Raw genomic sequence first — 18,215 nt, 5'->3', positions numbered from 1 at the left:
GCATGCGGGCATTCCGCCCGAGGGCATGCGGGCATTCCGCCCGAGGGCATGCGGGCATTCCGCCCGTGCGTCGAGGTGCGTTACTCGGTGGCGAGGAGCACGTCGGAGTCGAAGCAGGTGTGCGTGCCCGTGTGGCACGCCGCCCCCTCCTGATCGACGACGAGCAGCACGGTGTCGCCGTCGCAGTCGAGCCGCACCTCGTGGACGTACTGCGTGTGGCCGGACGTCTCGCCCTTCACCCAGTACTGCTGACGGGACCGGGAGTAGTACGTGCCCTTGCGGGTGTCGATGGTGCGCGCGAGGGCCTCGTCGTCCATCCACGCCACCATCAGGACGTCGCCCGTCGACCGCTCCTGCGCGACGGCACTGAACAGTCCCGCCTCGTTGCGCTTGAGGCGGGACGCGATGGCGGGGTCGAGACTCATCGGACGGTGATCCCTTCTTCACGCATGGACTTCTTCACGTCGCCGATCGTCATGTCGCCGAAGTGGAAGACACTGGCTGCCAGGACGGCGTCCGCGCCGGCGCCGACCGCGGGCGCGAAGTGCTCGACTGCGCCCGCTCCCCCGCTGGCGATCACCGGCACGTGCACGGCGGCGCGCACCGCCCGGATCATCGGCAGGTCGAAACCGGCCTTCGTGCCGTCCGCGTCCATCGAGTTGAGCAGGATCTCCCCGACGCCCAGTTCGGCGCCGCGGACCGCCCACTCCACCGCGTCGATACCGGTGCCACGCTTGCCGCCGTGAGTCGTGACCTCCCACCCCGACGGGGTGTCCGGCTGCCCCTGCGACACGGTGCGCGCATCGACCGACAGCACGATGCACTGGGAGCCGAAGCGTTCGCTGAGTTCGCGGAGCAACTCGGGCCGGGCGATCGCCGCGGTGTTGACGCTCACCTTGTCGGCGCCGGCGCGCAGCAACCGGTCGACGTCCTCGACGGTGCGGACACCGCCGCCGACCGTGAGCGGGATGAAGACCTGTTCCGCTGTCCGGCTCACCACGTCGAGCATGGTGCCCCGGTCCGCGGTGGACGCGGTGACGTCGAGGAACGTGAGCTCGTCGGCTCCCTGGGCGTCGTATGCGGCAGCCAGCTCGACGGGGTCACCCGCGTCCCGCAGGTTCTCGAAGTTGACGCCCTTGACGACGCGTCCCGCATCGACGTCCAGACACGGGATCACTCGAACCGCCAGAGTCATTGCGTACGCCCTCCTGAAGGCTCGGAACGAGGATCACCCAGTGATCCGAGGATATCGAGAATTTCGCCGTGCACTCCGGGCGCTCCGGCGAGCACCGAGTCGGACGTGACGGTCCAGGGCTTGCCGCCCAGATCCGTCACCACACCGCCCGCGGCGCGTACCAGCGCGACACCGGCGGCGTTGTCCCACGCATTGTGGCCGAACACGACCGCGCCACCGAGTATTCCGGCCGCGGTGAACGCGAGGTCGACGCCGGTGGACCCGTGGATCCGGATCCGCGAGGACACCCGGCTGAGCTGCGCGAGGACCTGCAGCCGGTACGCGCCGGGGATGCGCCCGCGACTGTCGATGTTCAGTGCGCCCAGGCCCACGATCGACGACGCCAGCGACGTGCGACCGAGCGCAGGCAGCGGCGTGCCACCTTCGAGCAGCGGGCCGTCCGCGACGGCCGCATACCGCCGCCCGACGAGCGGCAGCCACGTGAGACCGAGAACGGGGACCCCGTCGTCGAGGAGCGCGAGCAGCGTGCCCGCCGTGGGCAGGCCGGCCGAGTAGTTGAACGTGCCGTCGATGGGGTCGAGCACCCAGACGGGTCCGCTGCCCAGATCGGGGCCGCCGAACTCCTCGCCGTGGACGTCGATGCCGGTGCGGTCGCGCAATTCGCCGGTCAGCCGCTTCTCGAGTTCGAGGTCGACGGCGGTCGCGAAGTCGTCGGGACCCTTGTGGACGGCGCTGGGGGCACCCACGCCCGAGACGAACCGGTCGTGCACTCCGTCGAGCAGATCACTGGCGACGGCGAGGAGCTCCCGGGGATCACGGGACAGGGTCATGGCGGGAACTCAGCCCGAGACCGCGGCGAGCGCCTCGGGGAGGGTGAACCGCCCCGCGTACAGCGCCTTGCCGACGATGGATCCCTCTACCCCCTGATCGACGAGTCCGGCGATCGCCCGGAGGTCGTCGATGGTGGACACGCCGCCCGAGGCCACAACGGGGGCGTCGGTGGCCGCGCAGACCTGCGCGAGGAGTTCGAGATTGGGGCCGGTCAGGGTGCCGTCCTTGCTCACGTCGGTGACGACGTACCGTGAGCAGCCGTCCTTGTCGAGCCGGGCGAGGGTCTCCCACAGGTTTCCGCCCTCGGTTACCCAGCCGCGCCCGCGGAGCTGGTATTCACCGTCGACGAGGCGCACGTCGAGACCGACGGCGATCTTCTCGCCGTACTTGGCGATGGCGCGGGCACACCACTCGGGATTCTCGATGGCTGCGGTACCGAGGTTGACGCGGCCGCAGCCCGTGGCCAGTGCGGCCTCGAGCGACGCGTCGTCGCGGATCCCACCGGACAGTTCCACCTGGACGTCGAGCTCGCCCACCACGTCGGCGAGGAGTTCACGGTTCGAGCCGCGACCGAATGCGGCGTCGAGGTCGACGATGTGGACCCACTCGGCGCCGTCGTTCTGCCATGCGAGGGCGGCATCACGAGGCGAGCCGTATCCGGTCTCGCTTCCCGCCTCCCCCTGGACGAGGCGAACAGCTTCACCGTTGACGACATCTACAGCAGGCAAAAGAACCAGGCTCACGTGCGACAACCCTAGTCGCTCAGCGGTCGGAACCCGGCTCCGGGTCCTCGGGATCGGGACCGTAGGCGTTGCGGGTCATGCGTTTCGACACGTAGCCCATGGCCGCGATCGCGCCTGCGACACCGAGCAGTCCGACGATCAGCCCGAGGACGGGGCCCGGTTTCACCACCAGAATGATCGCGGTGGCGAGTACCAGCACCGCCGTGGCGGCGCCCATCGCGTACACCGCGAGCCTGCCGATCGACAGGTCGCCGCGCCCGTCCCCGGGTTCGGTCACAGACTGTTTACCCAGTTCCGGAGCAGCTCCGCGCCCGCGTCGCCCGACTTCTCGGGGTGGAACTGGGTGGCGGACAGCGCGCCGTTCTCGACGGCGGCGAGGAACTTGCCGCCGTGGTCGGCCCACGTGAGCAGCGGAGGCGCGAGCCGCTCGGACGGCGGCATGTCCCAGCTCTGGGCCGCGTACGAGTGGACGAAGTAGAACCGGGTGCCGGGATCGATGCCCGCGAACAGCGTGCTGCCCGCCGGAGCCTCGACGGTGTTCCAGCCCATGTGCGGCAGCACCTCGGCCTGGAGCCGTTCGACGGTGCCGGGCCATTCGCCGCAGCCTTCCGCCTCGACGCCGAACTCGACTCCGCGGTCGAAGAGGATCTGCATGCCGACGCAGATCCCGAGGACCGGTCGTCCGCCGGCCAGACGCTGACCGATGATCCGCTCGCCCCGGACTGCGCGGAGTCCCTCCATGCACGCGGCGAAGGCTCCGACGCCGGGAACGACCAGACCGTCGGCCGCGAGTGCGACCTTGTGATCGGATGTGACCTCGACGCGCGCGCCGGTCCGGGCCAGAGCGCGGGTGGCCGAATGCAGGTTGCCGGAGCCGTAGTCGAGGACGGCAATCGTGGAGACGGTCATGCCACAACCTTATCCGGCGGCTGCACGACGCCCGAGGGCGCGGCCGACGACCATCCCGGCGGCCGGGACCACCGCGACCGCGGTCGCCGCGACCGCGAACACCCAGGAGTACCCGGCCGCCGACGCGACGGCTCCGAGCGCGAGGGAACCGAAACCGGTTCCGGCGTCGAACCCGATGTTCCATCCGGCGCTCGCCGAGCCGAATCGGGCCGGTCCCGCGGCGGTGAAGATCATGACGAGGGATTCGTTCTGCACCGCGCCGAAGCCGAATCCGAAGGCCAGGGCCGCACCCACCAGCAGCGGCACCGGCGCACTCGTCGCCGCGGCGACGGCGAACAACACCAGGCCGAGGCACACGAACGCCAGGGCGGGAACCAGGGCGCGACCCACGCCCAGCCGGTCGGAGACCGTTCCGGCGGCGTATCGCCCGATCAGCGTCGCACCGCTCGAGACGGCGAGGATCACCCCGGCGAGCGAGGCCCGTTCCGAGATCGCGATCGGCAGCAGGCTGGAGAGGCCGCCGAATGCGGCTGCGGAGATCGCGATCGCGAGCCACGGCGTGAGTAGGACGGCGAGCGGGATGCGGCCCTGCGACGTGCGGTCCGCGGGAGCGTGGATCGCGGGGAGCCGCGTGATCGCAAGCACCGCGAGGGCGGGAATGAGGGCACCGATCACGAAGACGGGGGTCGCGGACCAGTGCTGCATTATCGCGAGCCCCGCGGGCAGACCGACCATCTGCGCGGCGGCCACCGCGATTCCCTGCGCACCCGTCGCCCGGCCGAGCATCTCGCGGGGAACGAGTTCGGCGACCAGCGCACTACTGGCGACGGTGAGCATGCCGAAGCCCGATCCCCGGACGGCCGACACGGCCAGCACCGGGATCGCCTCGGTCGACAGGAGGAGGAGCAGCGACGGCGGACCGAGCAGCGTGCAGCCGGCGGCGAGCACCCAGCGATGCCCCCACCTGCGCAGGAGCCGGGGCACACCGAGTTGGGTGACGACGGTCGCGGCCATGAACACGGCCGTCACGCTGCCGGCGAGCGTGTCCGAGCCACCGGACAGCGAGACGATCAGCGGCACCACGGGCAGCAGCACCGCCCAGCCGCCGAACGCCGCCGCGCCCATCACCATCGCGGCGGGCATGCCGCGGGTGCGGAGCAGGCCGCGGCGCGGCTCCACAGCGACGGGCACTACATCAACCTGAGAACGCCCGCCACGGCTGCCAGCACCGCCAGTGCCAGCAGCACGCCCGAGGCCAGTTTGTTGAACTTCCACATGGAGTACGCCCCGCCCGCCGCGATCCCCGCGGCGATGAACAGGACGTAGACGAGGACGACACTCACGAATCCGCCCGGATCACAGGCTGCCCTTGGTGGACGGCACACCCGTGACGCGGGGATCCGGTTCGACGGCCTCGCGCAGTGCCCGGGCGACGGCCTTGAACTCGGCCTCGGTGATGTGGTGCTGATCGCGCCCGTAGAGGACGCGCACGTGCAGGGCGATGCGCGCGTTGAGCGCGATCGACTCGAACACGTGCCGGTTGATCACCGTCGCGTACGGCACGCCCGGGTAGCCGCCGATGACGGCGTGCAGCAGGTGTTCCGGTTCGCCGGTGTGAACGCAGTACGGGCGCCCGGACACGTCGACCGACGCGTGCGCGAGCGTCTCGTCCATGGGGATGAACGCGTCACCGAACCGGCGGATGCCCTTCTTGTCGCCGAGCGCCTGACCGAGCGCCTGACCGAGCACGATCGACGTGTCCTCCACCGTGTGGTGCGCCTCGATCTCGATGTCGCCCTTCGCGTGTACGGTGAGGTCGAAACTCGCGTGGGAGCCGAGCGCGGTCAGCATGTGATCGAAGAACGGGACCCCGGTGGAGACGTCGACGATGCCGGTGCCGTCGAGGTTCAGTTCGACGGTGATGCTGGATTCCTTGGTGGTGCGCTCCACGCGGGCGATGCGGTCGGTCATCCTCGGTCTCCTGAGCTGGTGAGTTCGGTGGCGGCGATGTCGTCGCTCGCCACGATGAAGGCGTCGTTCTCGGAGGCCAGCCCGACGGTGGCGCGCAGGTAGCCGGGGATCCCGACGTCCCGGATGAGCACTCCGCGGTCGAGGTAGGCCTGCCAAGCGCGGGCACTGTCGGTGAACTCACCGAACAGGATGAAGTTCGCGTCACTGGGGATGACGCGGAAACCCGTGTCAGCCAACGCCTTCGACACCCGCACCCGCTCGGCGGCGAGTGCGTGCACGCTGGCGAGCGTCTCGTTCGCGTGCCGCAGCGCCGCGCGGGCAGCGGCCTGCGTGACCACCGACAGGTGGTACGGCAGCCGGACCAGGAGCAGCGCCTCGATGAATGCCGGTGCGGCCGCGAGGTATCCGAGCCGGCCGCCGGCGAATGCGAACGCCTTGCTCATCGTCCGCGACACCACCAGCTTCGACGGGTATTCGTCGATCAACGTCAGAGCGCTCGGCGCGTCGGAGAATTCGGCGTACGCCTCGTCGACGATCACGATGCCCGGTGCGGCGTCGAGGACCCGCCGCAGTTCCGCGATGCCGACGCTGTGCCCGGTCGGGTTGTTGGGGCTGGTGACGAACACGACGTCGGGCCTGCGCTCGGCGATCGCCGCGGTCGCGGCGTCCACGTCGAGCGCGAAGTCGGCGCGCCGGAAGATCGGCAGCCACTCGGTTTCGGTGCCGTCCGCGATGATCGGGTGCATCGAATACGACGGCACGAAGCCCATCGCACTGCGACCGGGACCGCCGAACGCCTGCAGCAACTGCTGCAGGATCTCGTTGGAGCCGTTGGCCGCCCACACATTGTCGACCGTCACCGGCACCCCCGTCTGGCGGACGAGGTAGGCGGCGAGGTCGGTGCGCAGCGCCACCGCGTCACGGTCCGGGTAACGGTGCAGTTCCCGCGCGGCCTCCCGCACGGACTCCGCGACGTCGTCGACGAGCGCCTTCGTGGGCGGGTGCGGGTTCTCGTTGGTGTTCAGCTGAACCGGGACGGTCAGCTGCGGCGCCCCGTACGCCGATTTGCCGCGCAGATTCTCCCGGATCGGCAGGGCATCCACCCCGATCGACGAGCCCGGCACGTTCGCCGCGGTCACCGCAGCGCCTCGAACCGCAGCCGCACGGCCTCACCGTGGGCGGGCAGGTCCTCGGCGTTCGCGAGGGTGATGACGTGGCCGGAGACCTCCTTCAGCGCGGATTCGGAGTAGTCGACCACGTGGATGCCGCGCAGGAACGTCTGCACGCTCAGCCCCGAGGAGTGCCGGGCGCAACCCGCCGTGGGCAGGACGTGGTTGGACCCGGCGCAGTAGTCGCCGAGGCTGACCGGCGCCCACGGGCCGACGAACACCGCGCCCGCACTGGTCACCTTCGCGGCGACGGCGGTGGCGTTCTCGGTCTGGATCTCGAGGTGCTCGGCGGCATACGCGTTGACCACCCGCAGTCCGGCCTCGACGTCGGAGACGAGGACGGTGCCCGACTGCGTGCCGGACAGCGCGGCGGTGACGCGCTCCTTGTGCTTGGTGATCTCGAGCTGCGCGGCCAGCGCCGTGTCGACGGCGTCGGCGAGTTCGACGCTGGACGTGACGAGCACGCTCGCGGCCATCACGTCGTGCTCGGCCTGGCTGATCATGTCCGCCGCGACGTGCACCGGGTCGGCCGTGTGGTCGGCGAGGATCGCGATCTCGGTGGGGCCCGCCTCGGCGTCGATGCCGACGAGGCCGCGGCAGAGGCGCTTGGCGGCAGTGACGTAGATGTTGCCGGGGCCGGTGATGAGGTCGACGGGGGCGAGTTCGGCGCCATTCGTGTCGGTGCCGCCGTAGGTGAGGAGAGCGACGGCCTGACCGCCGCCGACGGCCCACACCTCCTCGACGCCCAGCAGGGCCGCTGCGGCGAGGATCGTCGGGTGCGGCAGACCACCGAACTCGGACTGCGGCGGCGACGCCACCACGAGCGACCGGACACCGGCGGCCTGCGCGGGCACCACGTTCATCACGACGCTGGACGGGTAGACGGCGTTGCCGCCGGGAACGTACAGCCCGACGCGGTCGACGGGCACCCACCGTTCGGTGACAGTGCCGCCCGGGACGACCTCGGTGGTGGTGTCGGTGCGACGCTGGTCGGCGTGGACCTTGCGGGTCCGTTCGATCGCAACCTCGAGGGCGGCGCGGACGGCCGGATCGAGTTCGCCGAGCGCGCGGTCCAACTCGGACTGCGGCACCCGCACCTGCGCGGGACGGACGCCGTCGAACTTCTCGCTGAATTCGAGCGCCGCGTCGGCGCCGCGCTCACGGACCGCCTCCACGACGGGGCGAACCTGATGCAGGACCGCGTCCACATCCACTCCACCTCGAGGAAGTGCGGCGCGAAGTTCGGCCGTGGAAGGGGTACGACCACGAAGGTCGGTGCGGGCGAGCATGAGAGGTCCTCTCTGCGACTGTCGGGACACGGTGTCTCGGACGAGCGGCCCGTTCTGTGGAGAACAGGGCTCGACACCGATTATCCAGGATAGGCGCACCCCGTTTTCACCGGTCGGCGGCCGACCGGGTTTCCGTCGACGCGAGTGCCGGCTCGTCCCACACCGGGGCGGGCTGGATCAGCGAGTGGATGAACCGCATCTTCTCCAGCACCGCGGCGGGAAGCACGAACGGATACAGGTCGTGGTGGCCCATCGACCTGTTCATCTGGTTCAGCGCCCACGACAGCGGCAGCCACCAGTCGATGATCTGGTCGAACCCCACGTCACCACTGAGTTCGCTGCTCGTCGTCGCTCCGGCGGGCGCCATCGCGAAGGCTGCCGCGGTGTCGAGGGCGTCGCGGATGTGGAGGTAGTGCGCGAAGGTCTCCGCCCAGTCCTCGGCGGGGTGCATCGTGGCGTAGGACGACACGTAGAGCCGGCCCCAGCCCTTTGGCGCGCCCTCGCTGTAGTGACGTCTCAGCGCGGCCTGGTAGTCGAGGGCCGGATCCCCGAACAGGTCCTCGAAGCGGGCGCGCTCGGCGTCGCCCCGGATCAGCATCAACTGGTAGTAGTGCCCGATCTCGTGCCGGAAATGGCCGACGAGCGTGCGATAGGGCTCGTCCATCTCGACGCGCAGCTGCTCCCGGTGCACGTCGTCGCCCTCGGCCAGGTCGAGGGTGATCACCCCGCCGGCGTGCCCGGTCACCACCGGGGTCCGCGCGCTCGACAGCAGGTCGAAGGCCAGCCCGGCGCCCGGGTCCTCGAACTCGGGGACGATCGGGAGACCGAGCTCGTCGAGTTCGAGAACGACCCGCCTCTTGTTGGTCTCGGCGGTCGCGAACGCGGCCATGCCCTGGTCGTCGCCGTCCGCGGGACGCGTCCGCGTCAACCGGCACGACGTGCACAGGTTCTGGACGTCGTCTTTCCGGACGAGCCAGTTGCACTTCGCCGCGGCGGCATTCGCGCACCGCACCCAGGTCTCGCCGTCCACCACCGCGCGGTCCGGGCCGTCGAGGACGACGATGGACCGGCTCGGCAGGTGGAATCCCAGAGCGCTGTCACATTTCAGGCAGAGACTGTTCTCGAACGACAGTCGTTGGCCGCATTTACGACACATGAAGCTGCGCACTGGTGTTCCCTCGGCTCGTCCCGCCCGCGTCCGAGAACGCAGGCGGGTGCCACGCTGGTGTGCGCGTCTCCTCGGAGGGTACCGCCGAGGAGACGCGGGGAACCGGACGGCCTAGAGGCGGGTGGAGTGCAGGAACCTCCTCGCCAGGTTCTCCTCGGTGGACGCGCCGGGGGTCCACTCGGTGATCCACGGACCGGTGCCTTCACTGGGGTCGACCACGCCACGCTCCAGCCACGCATACCGCCCCTCGAGGATCGAGTGCGCGACCTGCTTGTCCACGTCGTCGGTGTTGTGCCACAGACCGTCGAACAGCTTCTCGACGCGCAGGGCCGCCTGCCGGCAGAACACGTCGGCGAGTTCGTAGGCGGCCGCGCCCTCGGCCTCGTTCTCCTCGCGCTGCATCTCCGCCTTGACACACGTCGCGGACATCGCGAACAGTTCGGCGCCGATGTCCACGACCCGGCCGAGGAAGCCCTGCTGCTTCTCCAGCGCCGCCTGCCACCGGGCCATCCCGTAGAACGTGGAGCGGGCCAGCTTGCGGGAGTGCCGTTCGACGAACCGCAGGTGCTTGGCCAGGACGCCGAATTCGCTGTACGACGTCGGCACCTGCCCCTTGCCTGCCACGAGTTGCGGCAGCCACTTCGCGTAGAAACCGCTCGCCTTGGCGGCCGCGCGCGCCTTCGCACCGGTGTCGGCGTGCGGGTCCGCGAGATCGCCCGCCGCCGTGAGGTGCGCGTCCACGGCCTCGCGGGCGACGAGCAGGCGCATGATCTCGCTCGAACCCTCGAAAATCCGGTTGATGCGCAGGTCGCGGTCCAGCTGCTCCACCGGCACCGCGCGTTCACCGCGGGCGGCCAGCGACGCCGCCGTCTCGTATCCGCGACCGCCGCGGACCTGGATCAGCTCGTCCGAGATGACGCAGGCCATCTCGGACGACCACAGCTTGGCGAGCGCGGCCTCGATCCGGATGTCGTTGCGGCCCTCGTCGTTCATCTGCGCCGACAGGTCCACCACCGCTTCGAGGGCATAGGTGGTCGCGGCCATGAACGACAGCTTGTTGGCGACGGCCGTGTGCTCGGCGATGGGCTTGCCCCACTGGACGCGTACCCCGGACCATTCGCGGGCGATCTTCAGCGACCACTTCCCCGCCCCGGCGCACATCGCCGGGATCGCCAGCCTGCCGGCGTTGAGGGTGGTGAGCGCGATCTTGAGTCCGTCGCCCTCCCGGCCGATCAGGTTCTCGCGGGGAACGCGGACCTTGTACATGCGGGTGACGCCGTTCTCGATCCCCCGCAGCCCCATGAACGCGTTGCGCCGTTCGACGGTGATGCCCGGGGTGTCCGCCTCGACGACGAACGCGGAGATGCCGCCGCGGTGGCCTTCGCTCTTGGGTACCCGGGCCATGACGACGAGCAGTTCCGCGACGACGCCGTTGGTCGTCCACAGCTTCACGCCGTCCAGTTCGTAGGCGGCACCGCCCTCGATGGGGGTCGCGGAGGACGCCAGCCGCGCGGGGTCGGAACCGACGTCGGGTTCGGTGAGGAGAAACGCCGAGATGGCGCCGCGGGCACAGCGCGGCAGGAACTCCCGCTTCTGCTCGGGGGTGCCGGCCAGCTTGAGCGGTTCGGGGACGCCGATCGACTGGTGAGCCGACAGCAGCGCGCCCAGGCTCGGATGCACCGACGCGACGAGCATCAAGGCCCGGTTGTACGCGACCTGCGAGAGTCCCAGGCCGCCGTACTCCTCCGAGATCTTCAGGCCGAAGCAGCCGAGGTCGGCGAGGCCGCGGACGTATTCGTCGGGAATGCGCGACTGGGATTCGATGACGCTGCCGTCCATCTCCTCGCAGTAGGCGCGGAGGCGAATGAGGAATTCCTCGGCCTTGGCGGCGTCCTCCGTAGCCGGGCGGGGGAAGGGATGAACCAGATCCAGCCGGAACCGTCCCAGAAACAGTTCTTTCGCGAACGAGGGTTTGTCCCAGCCGGATTCCCTCGCCTCCTCCGCGACCGCTCGTGCTTCTTCCTCGGTGACCTTCGGAGCTGAGGTGTCGACCATGACGCGCCTCCTACTGGCGGGTAGTCCTACTCACCAGTATCACCCAATCGGCGCACTCGGGACAGCGTTTCCGCTACTCTTCGGCCGATGCGGACTCCCTCGCGACTCCTGGGCGCCGGCGCGGTCCTCCTCTGCTTGCTGGCGCCCGCCACCGGCGCGCAGGCCGCCCCACTCCCCGACGACTTCCTGTGGGGTGTGGCGACGTCCGGCTTCCAATCGGAGGGCTCCTCGCCCGACAGCAACTGGCGGCGGCATTCCGACTCCGGACGGACCCACGACGCGATCGGCAACTCCGTCGACTTCCGTCACCGGTACACCGAGGACATCACCCGCGCCGCGGACCTGGGTGTCGACGTCTTCCGGTTCGGCGTCGAATGGGCCCGCCTGCAGCCGACCCCGGGCGTGTGGGACGAGACCGAGCTGCGGTACTACGACGACGTCGTCCACGAGATCACCAGCCGCGGGATGACCCCGATGATCACGCTCGACCACTGGGTGTATCCGGGGTGGGTCGCCGATCAGGGTGGCTGGGCCAACCCGGACACCGTCGACGACTGGCTCGCAAACGCGCAGAAGGTGATCGAACGCTACTCGGGTCTCGGCGCGCTCTGGATCACGATCAACGAGCCGACCGTGTACGTGCAGAAGGAGCTGACGTTCGGCGGCATCGGCCCCGACCGGGCCCCGCAGATGCTCGACCGGCTCGTCGAGGTCCACCGCCGCGCCTACGATCTCATCCACGAGAACGATCCGGGCGCCCGGGTGAGCAGCAACCTCGCGTACGTCCCGGCCGCCATGGACGCGCTCGACGCCACCTTCGTCGACCGGGTCCGCGACAAGCTCGACTTCCTCGGCGTCGACTACTACTACGGCCTCTCCCCCGACAACCTCACCGCCGTACACGCGATCACCGACGACTTCTACGACATCAACCCCCAACCGGACGGCATCTACCACGCCCTGATGCGGTACACCCGCGAGTTTCCGGGACTGCCGCTGTACGTCGTGGAGAACGGCATGCCCACCGACGACGGGAAACCGCGAGCGGACGGCTACACCCGGTCCGATCACCTCCGCGACCACGTCTACTGGATGGAACGGGCGCGGGCGGACGGCGCCCCGGTGATCGGATACAACTACTGGTCGATCACCGACAACTACGAGTGGGGCACGTTCCGTCCCCGGTTCGGTTTGTTCACCGTCGACGCGCTGACCGATCCCGCCCTCACCCGGCGACCGACCGATGCGGTGACCACCTACCGGGACCTCGTCGCGAACGGGCTGCCGCCCGGCTACGAACCCGAACGCCGTGCCGGTGCCTGTTCCCTCGTGAATCCTCCGCTCAGCTGCACCGATCCCCCGTAGCAGGGTGTGCTGCCGCGGCGCGTCGTACCATCACCTGGTGTCGTGGCAGATGTGGTGTGCAGTGCTCGGGGCCTCGTGCGTGATCAGCCTGTCCCCGGGGGCCGGCGCGATCGCGTCGATGGCCACGGGGATGAGGTTCGGACTCCGGCGCGGCTACTGGAACATCGCGGGTCTCCAGCTGGGGTTGCTGCTGCAGATCGCGGTGGTCGCCGCCGGACTCGGGGCGCTGCTCGCGAACTCGACACTCGCGTTCACGGTGATCAAGTGGTTCGGCGTCGCGTACCTGGTGTATCTCGGCATCCGCCAGTGGCGGGCGAGCGCGACCGATGTGTCCGGCGTCGACGGCGAGGTCGCCGAGACCAGCGGTCCGGTGATGACGTTGCGCGGCTTCCTGGTCAATGCCAGCAACCCGAAGGCCGTCGTCTTCATGCTGGCCGTGCTGCCGCAGTTCATCACCCCGTCGGCGCCACTGCTCCCCCAATACCTGATCATCGCCGCCACCATGGTCGCGGTCGACGTCGCCGTCATGACCGGCTACACCGGCCTGGCGTCGAAGGTTCTGCGGCTGATGCGCTCGCCACGCCAGCAACGCGCCACCAACCGCACGTTCTCCGGATTGTTCTTCGTGGCGGCCACATTCCTGGCGACGGTGCGCCGCGCCGTCTGACCCGTGAGTACTTGTTAACCGCGGGCGGTTGTGTCTGAGTTCAGGACATGCAGGACAGTTGATGTCTCAGGACATCGAGGACACTGACGACCCGTGCCCGTGACAATCGGGCATGGGTGGAAAAGGGTTTTCGATGAATCCGGACATCGTGGCCACGGTCTCGGCGGTCGCAGGCGGGGCACGGGTGAACGTGTCCCGCCTGTGCCGAGAGCAGGGCATCTCCCGCAATACCTTCTACGTCCTGGTGGGCAGGTTCCGCACCGAGGGCGCCGCAGCGTTCACCACCCGCTCGACCCGGCCACACCACAGCCCGACCCGTACCGGACCCGAGGTGTGTGAGGCCATCGTCCGTGCCCGCAAGGAACTCGACGACGAGGGCTTCGACAACGGCCCGATCTCGATCGTGTGGCGCCTCGAGGCCCAGGGACTCGACCCGACCCCGTCGCGCTCAACGGTGTACCGGGTACTGAGGGAGTGCGGACAGATCGTTCCTCAGCCACGCAAGAAACCCCGTTCACGCCGCAGTTTCGAGTACTCCGCCCCCAACGGGTGCTGGCAGATCGACGGCCTCGAGCATTATCTCGCCGACGGCACCGTGGTGTGCATCCTGCAGATTCTCGACGACCACTCGCGTCTGGACGTGTGCTCGTATGCCGCCCGGGCCGAAACCTCCGCCGACGCGTGGGCGGCACTGCAACGGGCGATGGACGGGCACGGGGTGCCGGTACACCTACTCTCCGACAACGGGCTCGCCTTCTCCGGGAAACGCCGGGGCGGGATGTCCGAGGTCGAACGCAACCTCGCCGCCCTCGGGACCGTGACGATCGCGTCCTCGGTCCGGCACCCGCAGACCTGCGGCAAGAACGAACGCGCCCATCAGACCTTGCGGAAATGGTTGGCCAAGCAGCCACCGGCGGCGACCCTGACCGAGCTGCAATCCCAACTCGACACCTACCGGCAGCTCTACAACAACAGGCGCCACCAGGGCATCGACGGTATGACCCCGAACCAACGCTGGGACGCAACACATCCGGCCCAGCCGACGCCCGGGCCGGCGGCACGATCGGGATGCACCACCCGCCCCGTCTCGACTACCGGCGTGATCCAGTTCGACGGACTCTCGATCATCCTCGGCCGCCGACACAAGAACACCACCGCGACCGTCTACTGGCAGGGCGATCGTGTCGTCGTGATGATCGGCGACACGACCGTCCGCACACTTACACTCGACAGGACCACGCGTTACCAGAAACTGTCCTCAAAGTCCTGAGACAGATCTGTCCTCCAAGTCCTGAGACATGACATAACCGCGGGCGGTTGACAAGTACTCACGGGTGGTGTCACATGTCGAGGCCGAGATCCAGCACGGTGACGGAATGGGTGAGCGCACCGACCGCGAGGTAGTCGACCCCGGTGCCGGCGTACTCGGCCGCGACGTCCAGCGTGAGACCGCCCGACGACTCCAGCTTGGTGCCGGGGGCGTTCGCGTCACGGCGTTGCACGGCGATCTGCGTCTGCCACAGCGGGAAGTTGTCGAGCAGCACCAGTTCGACGTTCTCGGCCAGCACCTCGTCTAGCTGCTCGAGGCTGTCGACCTCCACCTCGCACTCGATGTCCGGTGCCGCCGCGCGCACGGCCCGCAGCGCCGCCACCACGGAACCGGCGGCCGCGACGTGGTTGTCCTTGATCAGTGCCGCGTCGCCGAGGCCCATCCGGTGATTGACGCCGCCGCCCACCCGGACGGCGTACTTCTGCAGGCCGCGAAGTCCCGGCAGTGTCTTGCGACTGTCGCGGATCTTCGCCCCGGTGCCGTCGACCGCGTCCACCCAGGCGGACGTCGCGGTGGCGATGCCGGACAGGTGGCACACCAGGTTGAGCATCGTCCGCTCCGCGGTGAGCAGCCCCTGCGTCGGCGCGGTCACCGTCAGGACGGCCTGGCCGGGCGCGACCCGGGTGCCGTCGGCGACCCGGTCGAGAACCTGGTAGCGGCCCGCGCCGATCACCTCGTCGAGCACCAGCAGTCCCACGTCGAGGCCGGCGACGGTCCCGTGCGCACGGGAGACCACGGACGCCTTGGCCACCGCGTCGGCCGGGACCGTGGACGACGACGTCACGTCCGGTCCGTACCGCAGGTCCTCGTCCAGGGCGAGACGCACGAGCGCACGCACCTCGTCCGCGTCCAGACCGGGGGGAAGGACATGGTCGGACATCACCGCACTCCTGTCAGTTGGGGTTCGAGAAGCTCGAGTTCACCGTCGCGCAGGCGAACGTGCGTGCTGCGACGCCACTCGTCGGACGTCTGCGGATAGTCGCTGCGGGTGTGGCATCCGCGACTTTCGGTCCGCGCAGCTGCCGCCAGTACCAGCGCGGACGCCGTCAGGGTCAGCGCGGCGTCTTCGAGCGCGGTCTCCCCCTCGGGCACCGTGCGCGGTGCGCCGGACAGGGCGGCGGCCGCCGCCTCGAGGCCGGCACCGTCCCGGACGACGGAGGCGTTGCCGGTCATCAACTGCTGCAGCAAGTCCCGCGGTGCGGACGGCAGCGCCCGCCGCTCGGGGTCGGTCGCCTCGACGCGGAGGCCGGCGCGTTCGGCGGCCGCGGCGCCGACCCGCTCGCCGACCACCAGGCCCTCGAGGAGACTGTTGGAGGCCAGCCGGTTCGCTCCGTGCAGCCCGGTGCGGGCCACCTCCCCCGCGGCGTAGAGGCCGGGGACGGCGGTGCGTCCGTCGACGTCGGTGGCCACTCCGCCGCACGAGTAGTGCGCGGCGGGTGCGACCGGGATCAGCTGTTCGCGCGGATCGATTCCGGCTTCCAGGCAGGATGCCGTCACGGTCGGGAACCGCTGCGCGAACCCGGACAGGTGACGCGCGTCGAGGTAGACGTGGTCGTGACCCAGTTCCCGAAGCCTCGACGCGATCGCCCGCGACACGACGTCACGGGGGGCGAGGTCACCGCGCGGATGCACGCCGGCGGTCACCGAATCGCCGTTCGCGTCGACGAGAATCGCGCCCTCGCCGCGGACGGCCTCGCTGATCAGCGGGCGCCGTCCGAGACCGCCGGGGGTGAACAGGACGGTCGGGTGGAACTGCACGAACTCGAGATCGGCGACGGCCGCGCCCGCGTCCAGCGCGAGAGCGATGCCGTCCGCGGTGGCTCCGGGCGGGTTGGTACTGCAGGCGTACAGCTGCCCGAGTCCGCCGGTTGCCAGGAGGACGGCCGGTGTGTGGACGACGCCGAGTCCGCGCGGCGAGTCCACGAGCACGCCGGTGACGCCGCGCGCATCGGTGAGCACGCGTACGGCGCAACTGTCGAACAGGACGGGAAGCCCGGCGGCACCCAGGGCGCGCTGCACCTCCGCACCCGTGGCGTCCCCGCCGGCATGGATGATCCGCCGGGTGCTGTGCCCGCCCTCACGGGTGCGCGAGACGGCGCCGTCGCGGCCGCGGTCGAACACCGCACCCAGATCGGTCAACGCGGCCACGGCATCACGGCCGCCCGCCACGATCGACCGGACGGCGTCCTCGTCGCACAGACCCACCCCGGCCTCGCAGGTGTCGGCGACGTGTGACTCCACCGAATCGGTGACGGCGTCACCCACCACCGCGATACCGCCCTGCGCGTACTGCGTCGCGGTGTCCGTCGCCCCACCCTTGCTGACGGTGAGCACGGTCAGTCCGCGCAGCGAGGCGGTGCGTGCGGCCGTCAGTCCGGCCACACCACCGCCCACGACCACGAGGTCGGCGTGCTCTTCCCAGGAAATCCCCCGGGCCGGGCTGCTCACTCGCCGCCGCCCGGGTTTCCGATCTCGATCATGCGCTGCACCGACTTGCGGGCACGCTCCGCGGTCGCGAGATCGACGTGAACCTCGTCCTTGCCCTCGAGCAGGCATCGGAGCAGGGCCGCGGGGGTGATCATCTTCATGTACGGGCACGACGCGCGGTCGTTGACGGCCTGGAAGTCGACCTCCGGCGCCGCCTTGCGCAGCTGGTGCAGCATTCCGACCTCGGTGGCCACGAGAACCTGCTTCGCCCCGGTCGCGCGGGCGGCGTCGAGCATGCCGCCGGTCGAGAGGATCTTCACCTTGTCCTCGGGCACGAACCCTTCGCCGGCCAGGTAGAGAGCCGAGGTGGCGCAGCCGCATTCGGGGTGCACGAACAGTTCGGCACCGGGGTGCGCCTTGGCCTGCGCGGTGAGCTCGTCGCCGTTGATGCCGGCGTGGACGTGGCACTCACCCGCCCAGATCTGCATGTTCTTGCGGCCGGTGACGCGCTTGACGTGGGCGCCGAGGAACTGGTCGGGCAGGAACAGGACCTCACGGTCGGGGTCGATCGACGCGACCACGTCGACGGCGTTGGACGACGTGCAGCAGATGTCCGTCAGCCCCTTCACCTCGGCGGTGGTGTTGACGTACGACACGACGACGGCGTCGGGGAACTCCGCCTTCCACTCACGAAGCTGATCGGCGTTGATCGAGTCGGCCAGCGAGCAGCCGGCGCGCTCGTCCGGGATCAGCACGGTCTTGGCGGGGCTGAGGATCTTCGCGGTCTCGGCCATGAAGTGCACGCCGCAGAACACGATGGTGTCCTCGGGGGCCTCGGCCGCGATGCGCGAGAGTGCCAGGGAGTCGCCGACGTGGTCGGCCACATCCTGGATGGCGGGCAACTGATAGTTGTGCGCAAGGAGGGTCGCTCCCCGCTCACGTGCCAGCCGTTTGATCTCGGCAGCCCACTCTTCGCTCGCCTCGACGCCCGCGTAACCGCCGGGACCGTCCTGAATCTGCGGGTTGGTACCCGCCCACAACGTCGTGGTCGTCATGGCTTGCTCCTTCACCGTGAACTCGGGCGGGCTGGCCCGAA

General features: G+C 69.7%; 19 protein-coding genes. 3 read left to right on the top strand and 16 right to left on the bottom strand.

The features are described from left to right. Positions 1–80 precede the first annotated feature (80 nt). From hisI to OYT95_RS33690, 13 genes are all read right to left on the bottom strand, one after another. Complete coding sequence (hisI, locus tag OYT95_RS33750; protein ID WP_037237471.1) at positions 81–425, bottom strand: phosphoribosyl-AMP cyclohydrolase; 345 nt, start codon at positions 423–425, stop codon at positions 81–83. Continuing rightward, positions 422–1,195 (bottom strand): imidazole glycerol phosphate synthase subunit HisF, encoded by a 774-nt coding sequence (gene hisF, locus OYT95_RS33745; protein ID WP_037237474.1) that lies wholly within the window; start codon positions 1,193–1,195, stop codon positions 422–424. The genes hisI and hisF overlap by 4 nt, the downstream gene beginning before the upstream one ends. Further along, positions 1,192–2,025: an inositol monophosphatase family protein gene (locus tag OYT95_RS33740; RefSeq protein ID WP_037237477.1), complete on the bottom strand. Its 834-nt coding sequence runs from the start codon at positions 2,023–2,025 to the stop codon at positions 1,192–1,194. Before OYT95_RS33740 ends, hisF begins: the two co-directional genes overlap by 4 nt. Positions 2,026–2,034: 9 nt before the next feature. Further along, a complete protein-coding gene (priA, locus tag OYT95_RS33735) occupies positions 2,035–2,769 on the bottom strand; it encodes a bifunctional 1-(5-phosphoribosyl)-5-((5-phosphoribosylamino)methylideneamino)imidazole-4-carboxamide isomerase/phosphoribosylanthranilate isomerase PriA (RefSeq protein WP_005247511.1) in 735 nt (244 codons plus the stop codon). Between the two features lie 19 nt (positions 2,770–2,788). Next, positions 2,789–3,046, bottom strand: a complete 258-nt coding sequence (locus OYT95_RS33730; protein ID WP_005247513.1) for a membrane protein — start codon at positions 3,044–3,046, stop codon at positions 2,789–2,791. Continuing rightward, on the bottom strand, positions 3,043–3,678 hold the full coding sequence (hisH, locus tag OYT95_RS33725; RefSeq protein ID WP_037237479.1) for an imidazole glycerol phosphate synthase subunit HisH: 636 nt from the start codon (positions 3,676–3,678) through the stop codon (positions 3,043–3,045). Before hisH ends, OYT95_RS33730 begins: the two co-directional genes overlap by 4 nt. Positions 3,679–3,687: 9 nt before the next feature. Continuing rightward, a complete protein-coding gene (locus OYT95_RS33720) occupies positions 3,688–4,869 on the bottom strand; it encodes an MFS transporter (RefSeq protein WP_037237483.1) in 1,182 nt (393 codons plus the stop codon). Beyond that, a complete protein-coding gene (locus tag OYT95_RS33715; protein ID WP_007297398.1) occupies positions 4,869–5,021 on the bottom strand; it encodes a hypothetical protein in 153 nt (50 codons plus the stop codon). The genes OYT95_RS33720 and OYT95_RS33715 overlap by 1 nt, the downstream gene beginning before the upstream one ends. A gap of 13 nt (positions 5,022–5,034) precedes the next feature. Further along, entirely contained in the window at positions 5,035–5,649 is a 615-nt protein-coding gene (gene hisB / locus OYT95_RS33710) for an imidazoleglycerol-phosphate dehydratase HisB (protein WP_005247522.1), read from the bottom strand. Continuing rightward, positions 5,646–6,788 carry a histidinol-phosphate transaminase gene (locus OYT95_RS33705; protein WP_037237486.1) on the bottom strand — a complete coding sequence of 381 codons (1,143 nt, stop codon included), beginning with the start codon at positions 6,786–6,788 and terminating at the stop codon, positions 5,646–5,648. Before OYT95_RS33705 ends, hisB begins: the two co-directional genes overlap by 4 nt. After that, positions 6,785–8,107: a histidinol dehydrogenase gene (hisD, locus tag OYT95_RS33700; protein WP_037237488.1), complete on the bottom strand. Its 1,323-nt coding sequence runs from the start codon at positions 8,105–8,107 to the stop codon at positions 6,785–6,787. The genes OYT95_RS33705 and hisD overlap by 4 nt, the downstream gene beginning before the upstream one ends. 106 nt (positions 8,108–8,213) lie before the next feature. Continuing rightward, positions 8,214–9,275, bottom strand: a complete 1,062-nt coding sequence (locus OYT95_RS33695) for a zinc-binding metallopeptidase family protein (protein ID WP_037237490.1) — start codon at positions 9,273–9,275, stop codon at positions 8,214–8,216. 111 nt (positions 9,276–9,386) lie between these two features. Continuing rightward, positions 9,387–11,330: an acyl-CoA dehydrogenase family protein gene (locus tag OYT95_RS33690; RefSeq protein WP_037237492.1), complete on the bottom strand. Its 1,944-nt coding sequence runs from the start codon at positions 11,328–11,330 to the stop codon at positions 9,387–9,389. A gap of 87 nt (positions 11,331–11,417) precedes the next feature. Here OYT95_RS33690 and OYT95_RS33685 point away from each other — a divergent pair, with 87 nt between their 5' ends. The 3 genes from OYT95_RS33685 (at position 11,418) to OYT95_RS33675 (ending at position 14,632) form a co-directional block, all read left to right on the top strand. Then, positions 11,418–12,695 carry a glycoside hydrolase family 1 protein gene (locus tag OYT95_RS33685; protein WP_037237494.1) on the top strand — a complete coding sequence of 426 codons (1,278 nt, stop codon included), beginning with the start codon at positions 11,418–11,420 and terminating at the stop codon, positions 12,693–12,695. Positions 12,696–12,732: 37 nt separating this feature from the next. After that, positions 12,733–13,362: a LysE family transporter gene (locus tag OYT95_RS33680; RefSeq protein ID WP_037237520.1), complete on the top strand. Its 630-nt coding sequence runs from the start codon at positions 12,733–12,735 to the stop codon at positions 13,360–13,362. 133 nt (positions 13,363–13,495) lie between these two features. Then, positions 13,496–14,632: an IS481 family transposase gene (locus OYT95_RS33675; RefSeq protein WP_037246031.1), complete on the top strand. Its 1,137-nt coding sequence runs from the start codon at positions 13,496–13,498 to the stop codon at positions 14,630–14,632. A gap of 70 nt (positions 14,633–14,702) precedes the next feature. On the opposite strand, the gene nadC is transcribed toward OYT95_RS33675, so the two are convergent. The 3 genes from nadC to nadA are packed head-to-tail and all read right to left on the bottom strand — an operon-like array spanning position 14,703 to position 18,174. Next, entirely contained in the window at positions 14,703–15,572 is an 870-nt protein-coding gene (gene nadC / locus OYT95_RS33670; RefSeq protein WP_037240780.1) for a carboxylating nicotinate-nucleotide diphosphorylase, read from the bottom strand. Then, positions 15,572–17,140, bottom strand: a complete 1,569-nt coding sequence (locus OYT95_RS33665; protein ID WP_037240778.1) for an L-aspartate oxidase — start codon at positions 17,138–17,140, stop codon at positions 15,572–15,574. Before OYT95_RS33665 ends, nadC begins: the two co-directional genes overlap by 1 nt. Beyond that, positions 17,137–18,174: a quinolinate synthase NadA gene (nadA, locus tag OYT95_RS33660; protein ID WP_005247541.1), complete on the bottom strand. Its 1,038-nt coding sequence runs from the start codon at positions 18,172–18,174 to the stop codon at positions 17,137–17,139. The genes OYT95_RS33665 and nadA overlap by 4 nt, the downstream gene beginning before the upstream one ends. Between the last annotated feature and the right edge of the window lie 41 nt (positions 18,175–18,215).

This window comes from Rhodococcus sp. JS3073 (genome assembly GCF_026810085.1).
Classification (GTDB): domain Bacteria; phylum Actinomycetota; class Actinomycetes; order Mycobacteriales; family Mycobacteriaceae; genus Rhodococcus_F; species Rhodococcus_F wratislaviensis.
The sequence above is the reverse complement of the archived record's forward strand: the minus strand, read 5'-3'. Positions and strand labels throughout refer to the sequence as shown.

Excerpts from the sequence above, each read along its gene's own strand:
- OYT95_RS33675 (WP_037246031.1), top strand. The coding sequence starts at position 13,496 with ATGAATCCGGACATCGTGGCCACGGTCTCGGCGGTCGCAGGCGGGGCA.
- hisD (WP_037237488.1), bottom strand. The coding sequence starts at position 8,107 with ATGCTCGCCCGCACCGACCTTCGTGGTCGTACCCCTTCCACGGCCGAA.
- hisH (WP_037237479.1), bottom strand. The coding sequence starts at position 3,678 with ATGACCGTCTCCACGATTGCCGTCCTCGACTACGGCTCCGGCAACCTG.
- OYT95_RS33685 (WP_037237494.1), top strand. The coding sequence starts at position 11,418 with ATGCGGACTCCCTCGCGACTCCTGGGCGCCGGCGCGGTCCTCCTCTGC.
- OYT95_RS33690 (WP_037237492.1), bottom strand. The coding sequence starts at position 11,330 with ATGGTCGACACCTCAGCTCCGAAGGTCACCGAGGAAGAAGCACGAGCG.
- hisF (WP_037237474.1), bottom strand. The coding sequence starts at position 1,195 with ATGACTCTGGCGGTTCGAGTGATCCCGTGTCTGGACGTCGATGCGGGA.
- OYT95_RS33740 (WP_037237477.1), bottom strand. The coding sequence starts at position 2,025 with ATGACCCTGTCCCGTGATCCCCGGGAGCTCCTCGCCGTCGCCAGTGAT.
- nadC (WP_037240780.1), bottom strand. The coding sequence starts at position 15,572 with ATGTCCGACCATGTCCTTCCCCCCGGTCTGGACGCGGACGAGGTGCGT.
- hisB (WP_005247522.1), bottom strand. The coding sequence starts at position 5,649 with ATGACCGACCGCATCGCCCGCGTGGAGCGCACCACCAAGGAATCCAGC.
- hisI (WP_037237471.1), bottom strand. The coding sequence starts at position 425 with ATGAGTCTCGACCCCGCCATCGCGTCCCGCCTCAAGCGCAACGAGGCG.
- nadA (WP_005247541.1), bottom strand. The coding sequence starts at position 18,174 with ATGACGACCACGACGTTGTGGGCGGGTACCAACCCGCAGATTCAGGAC.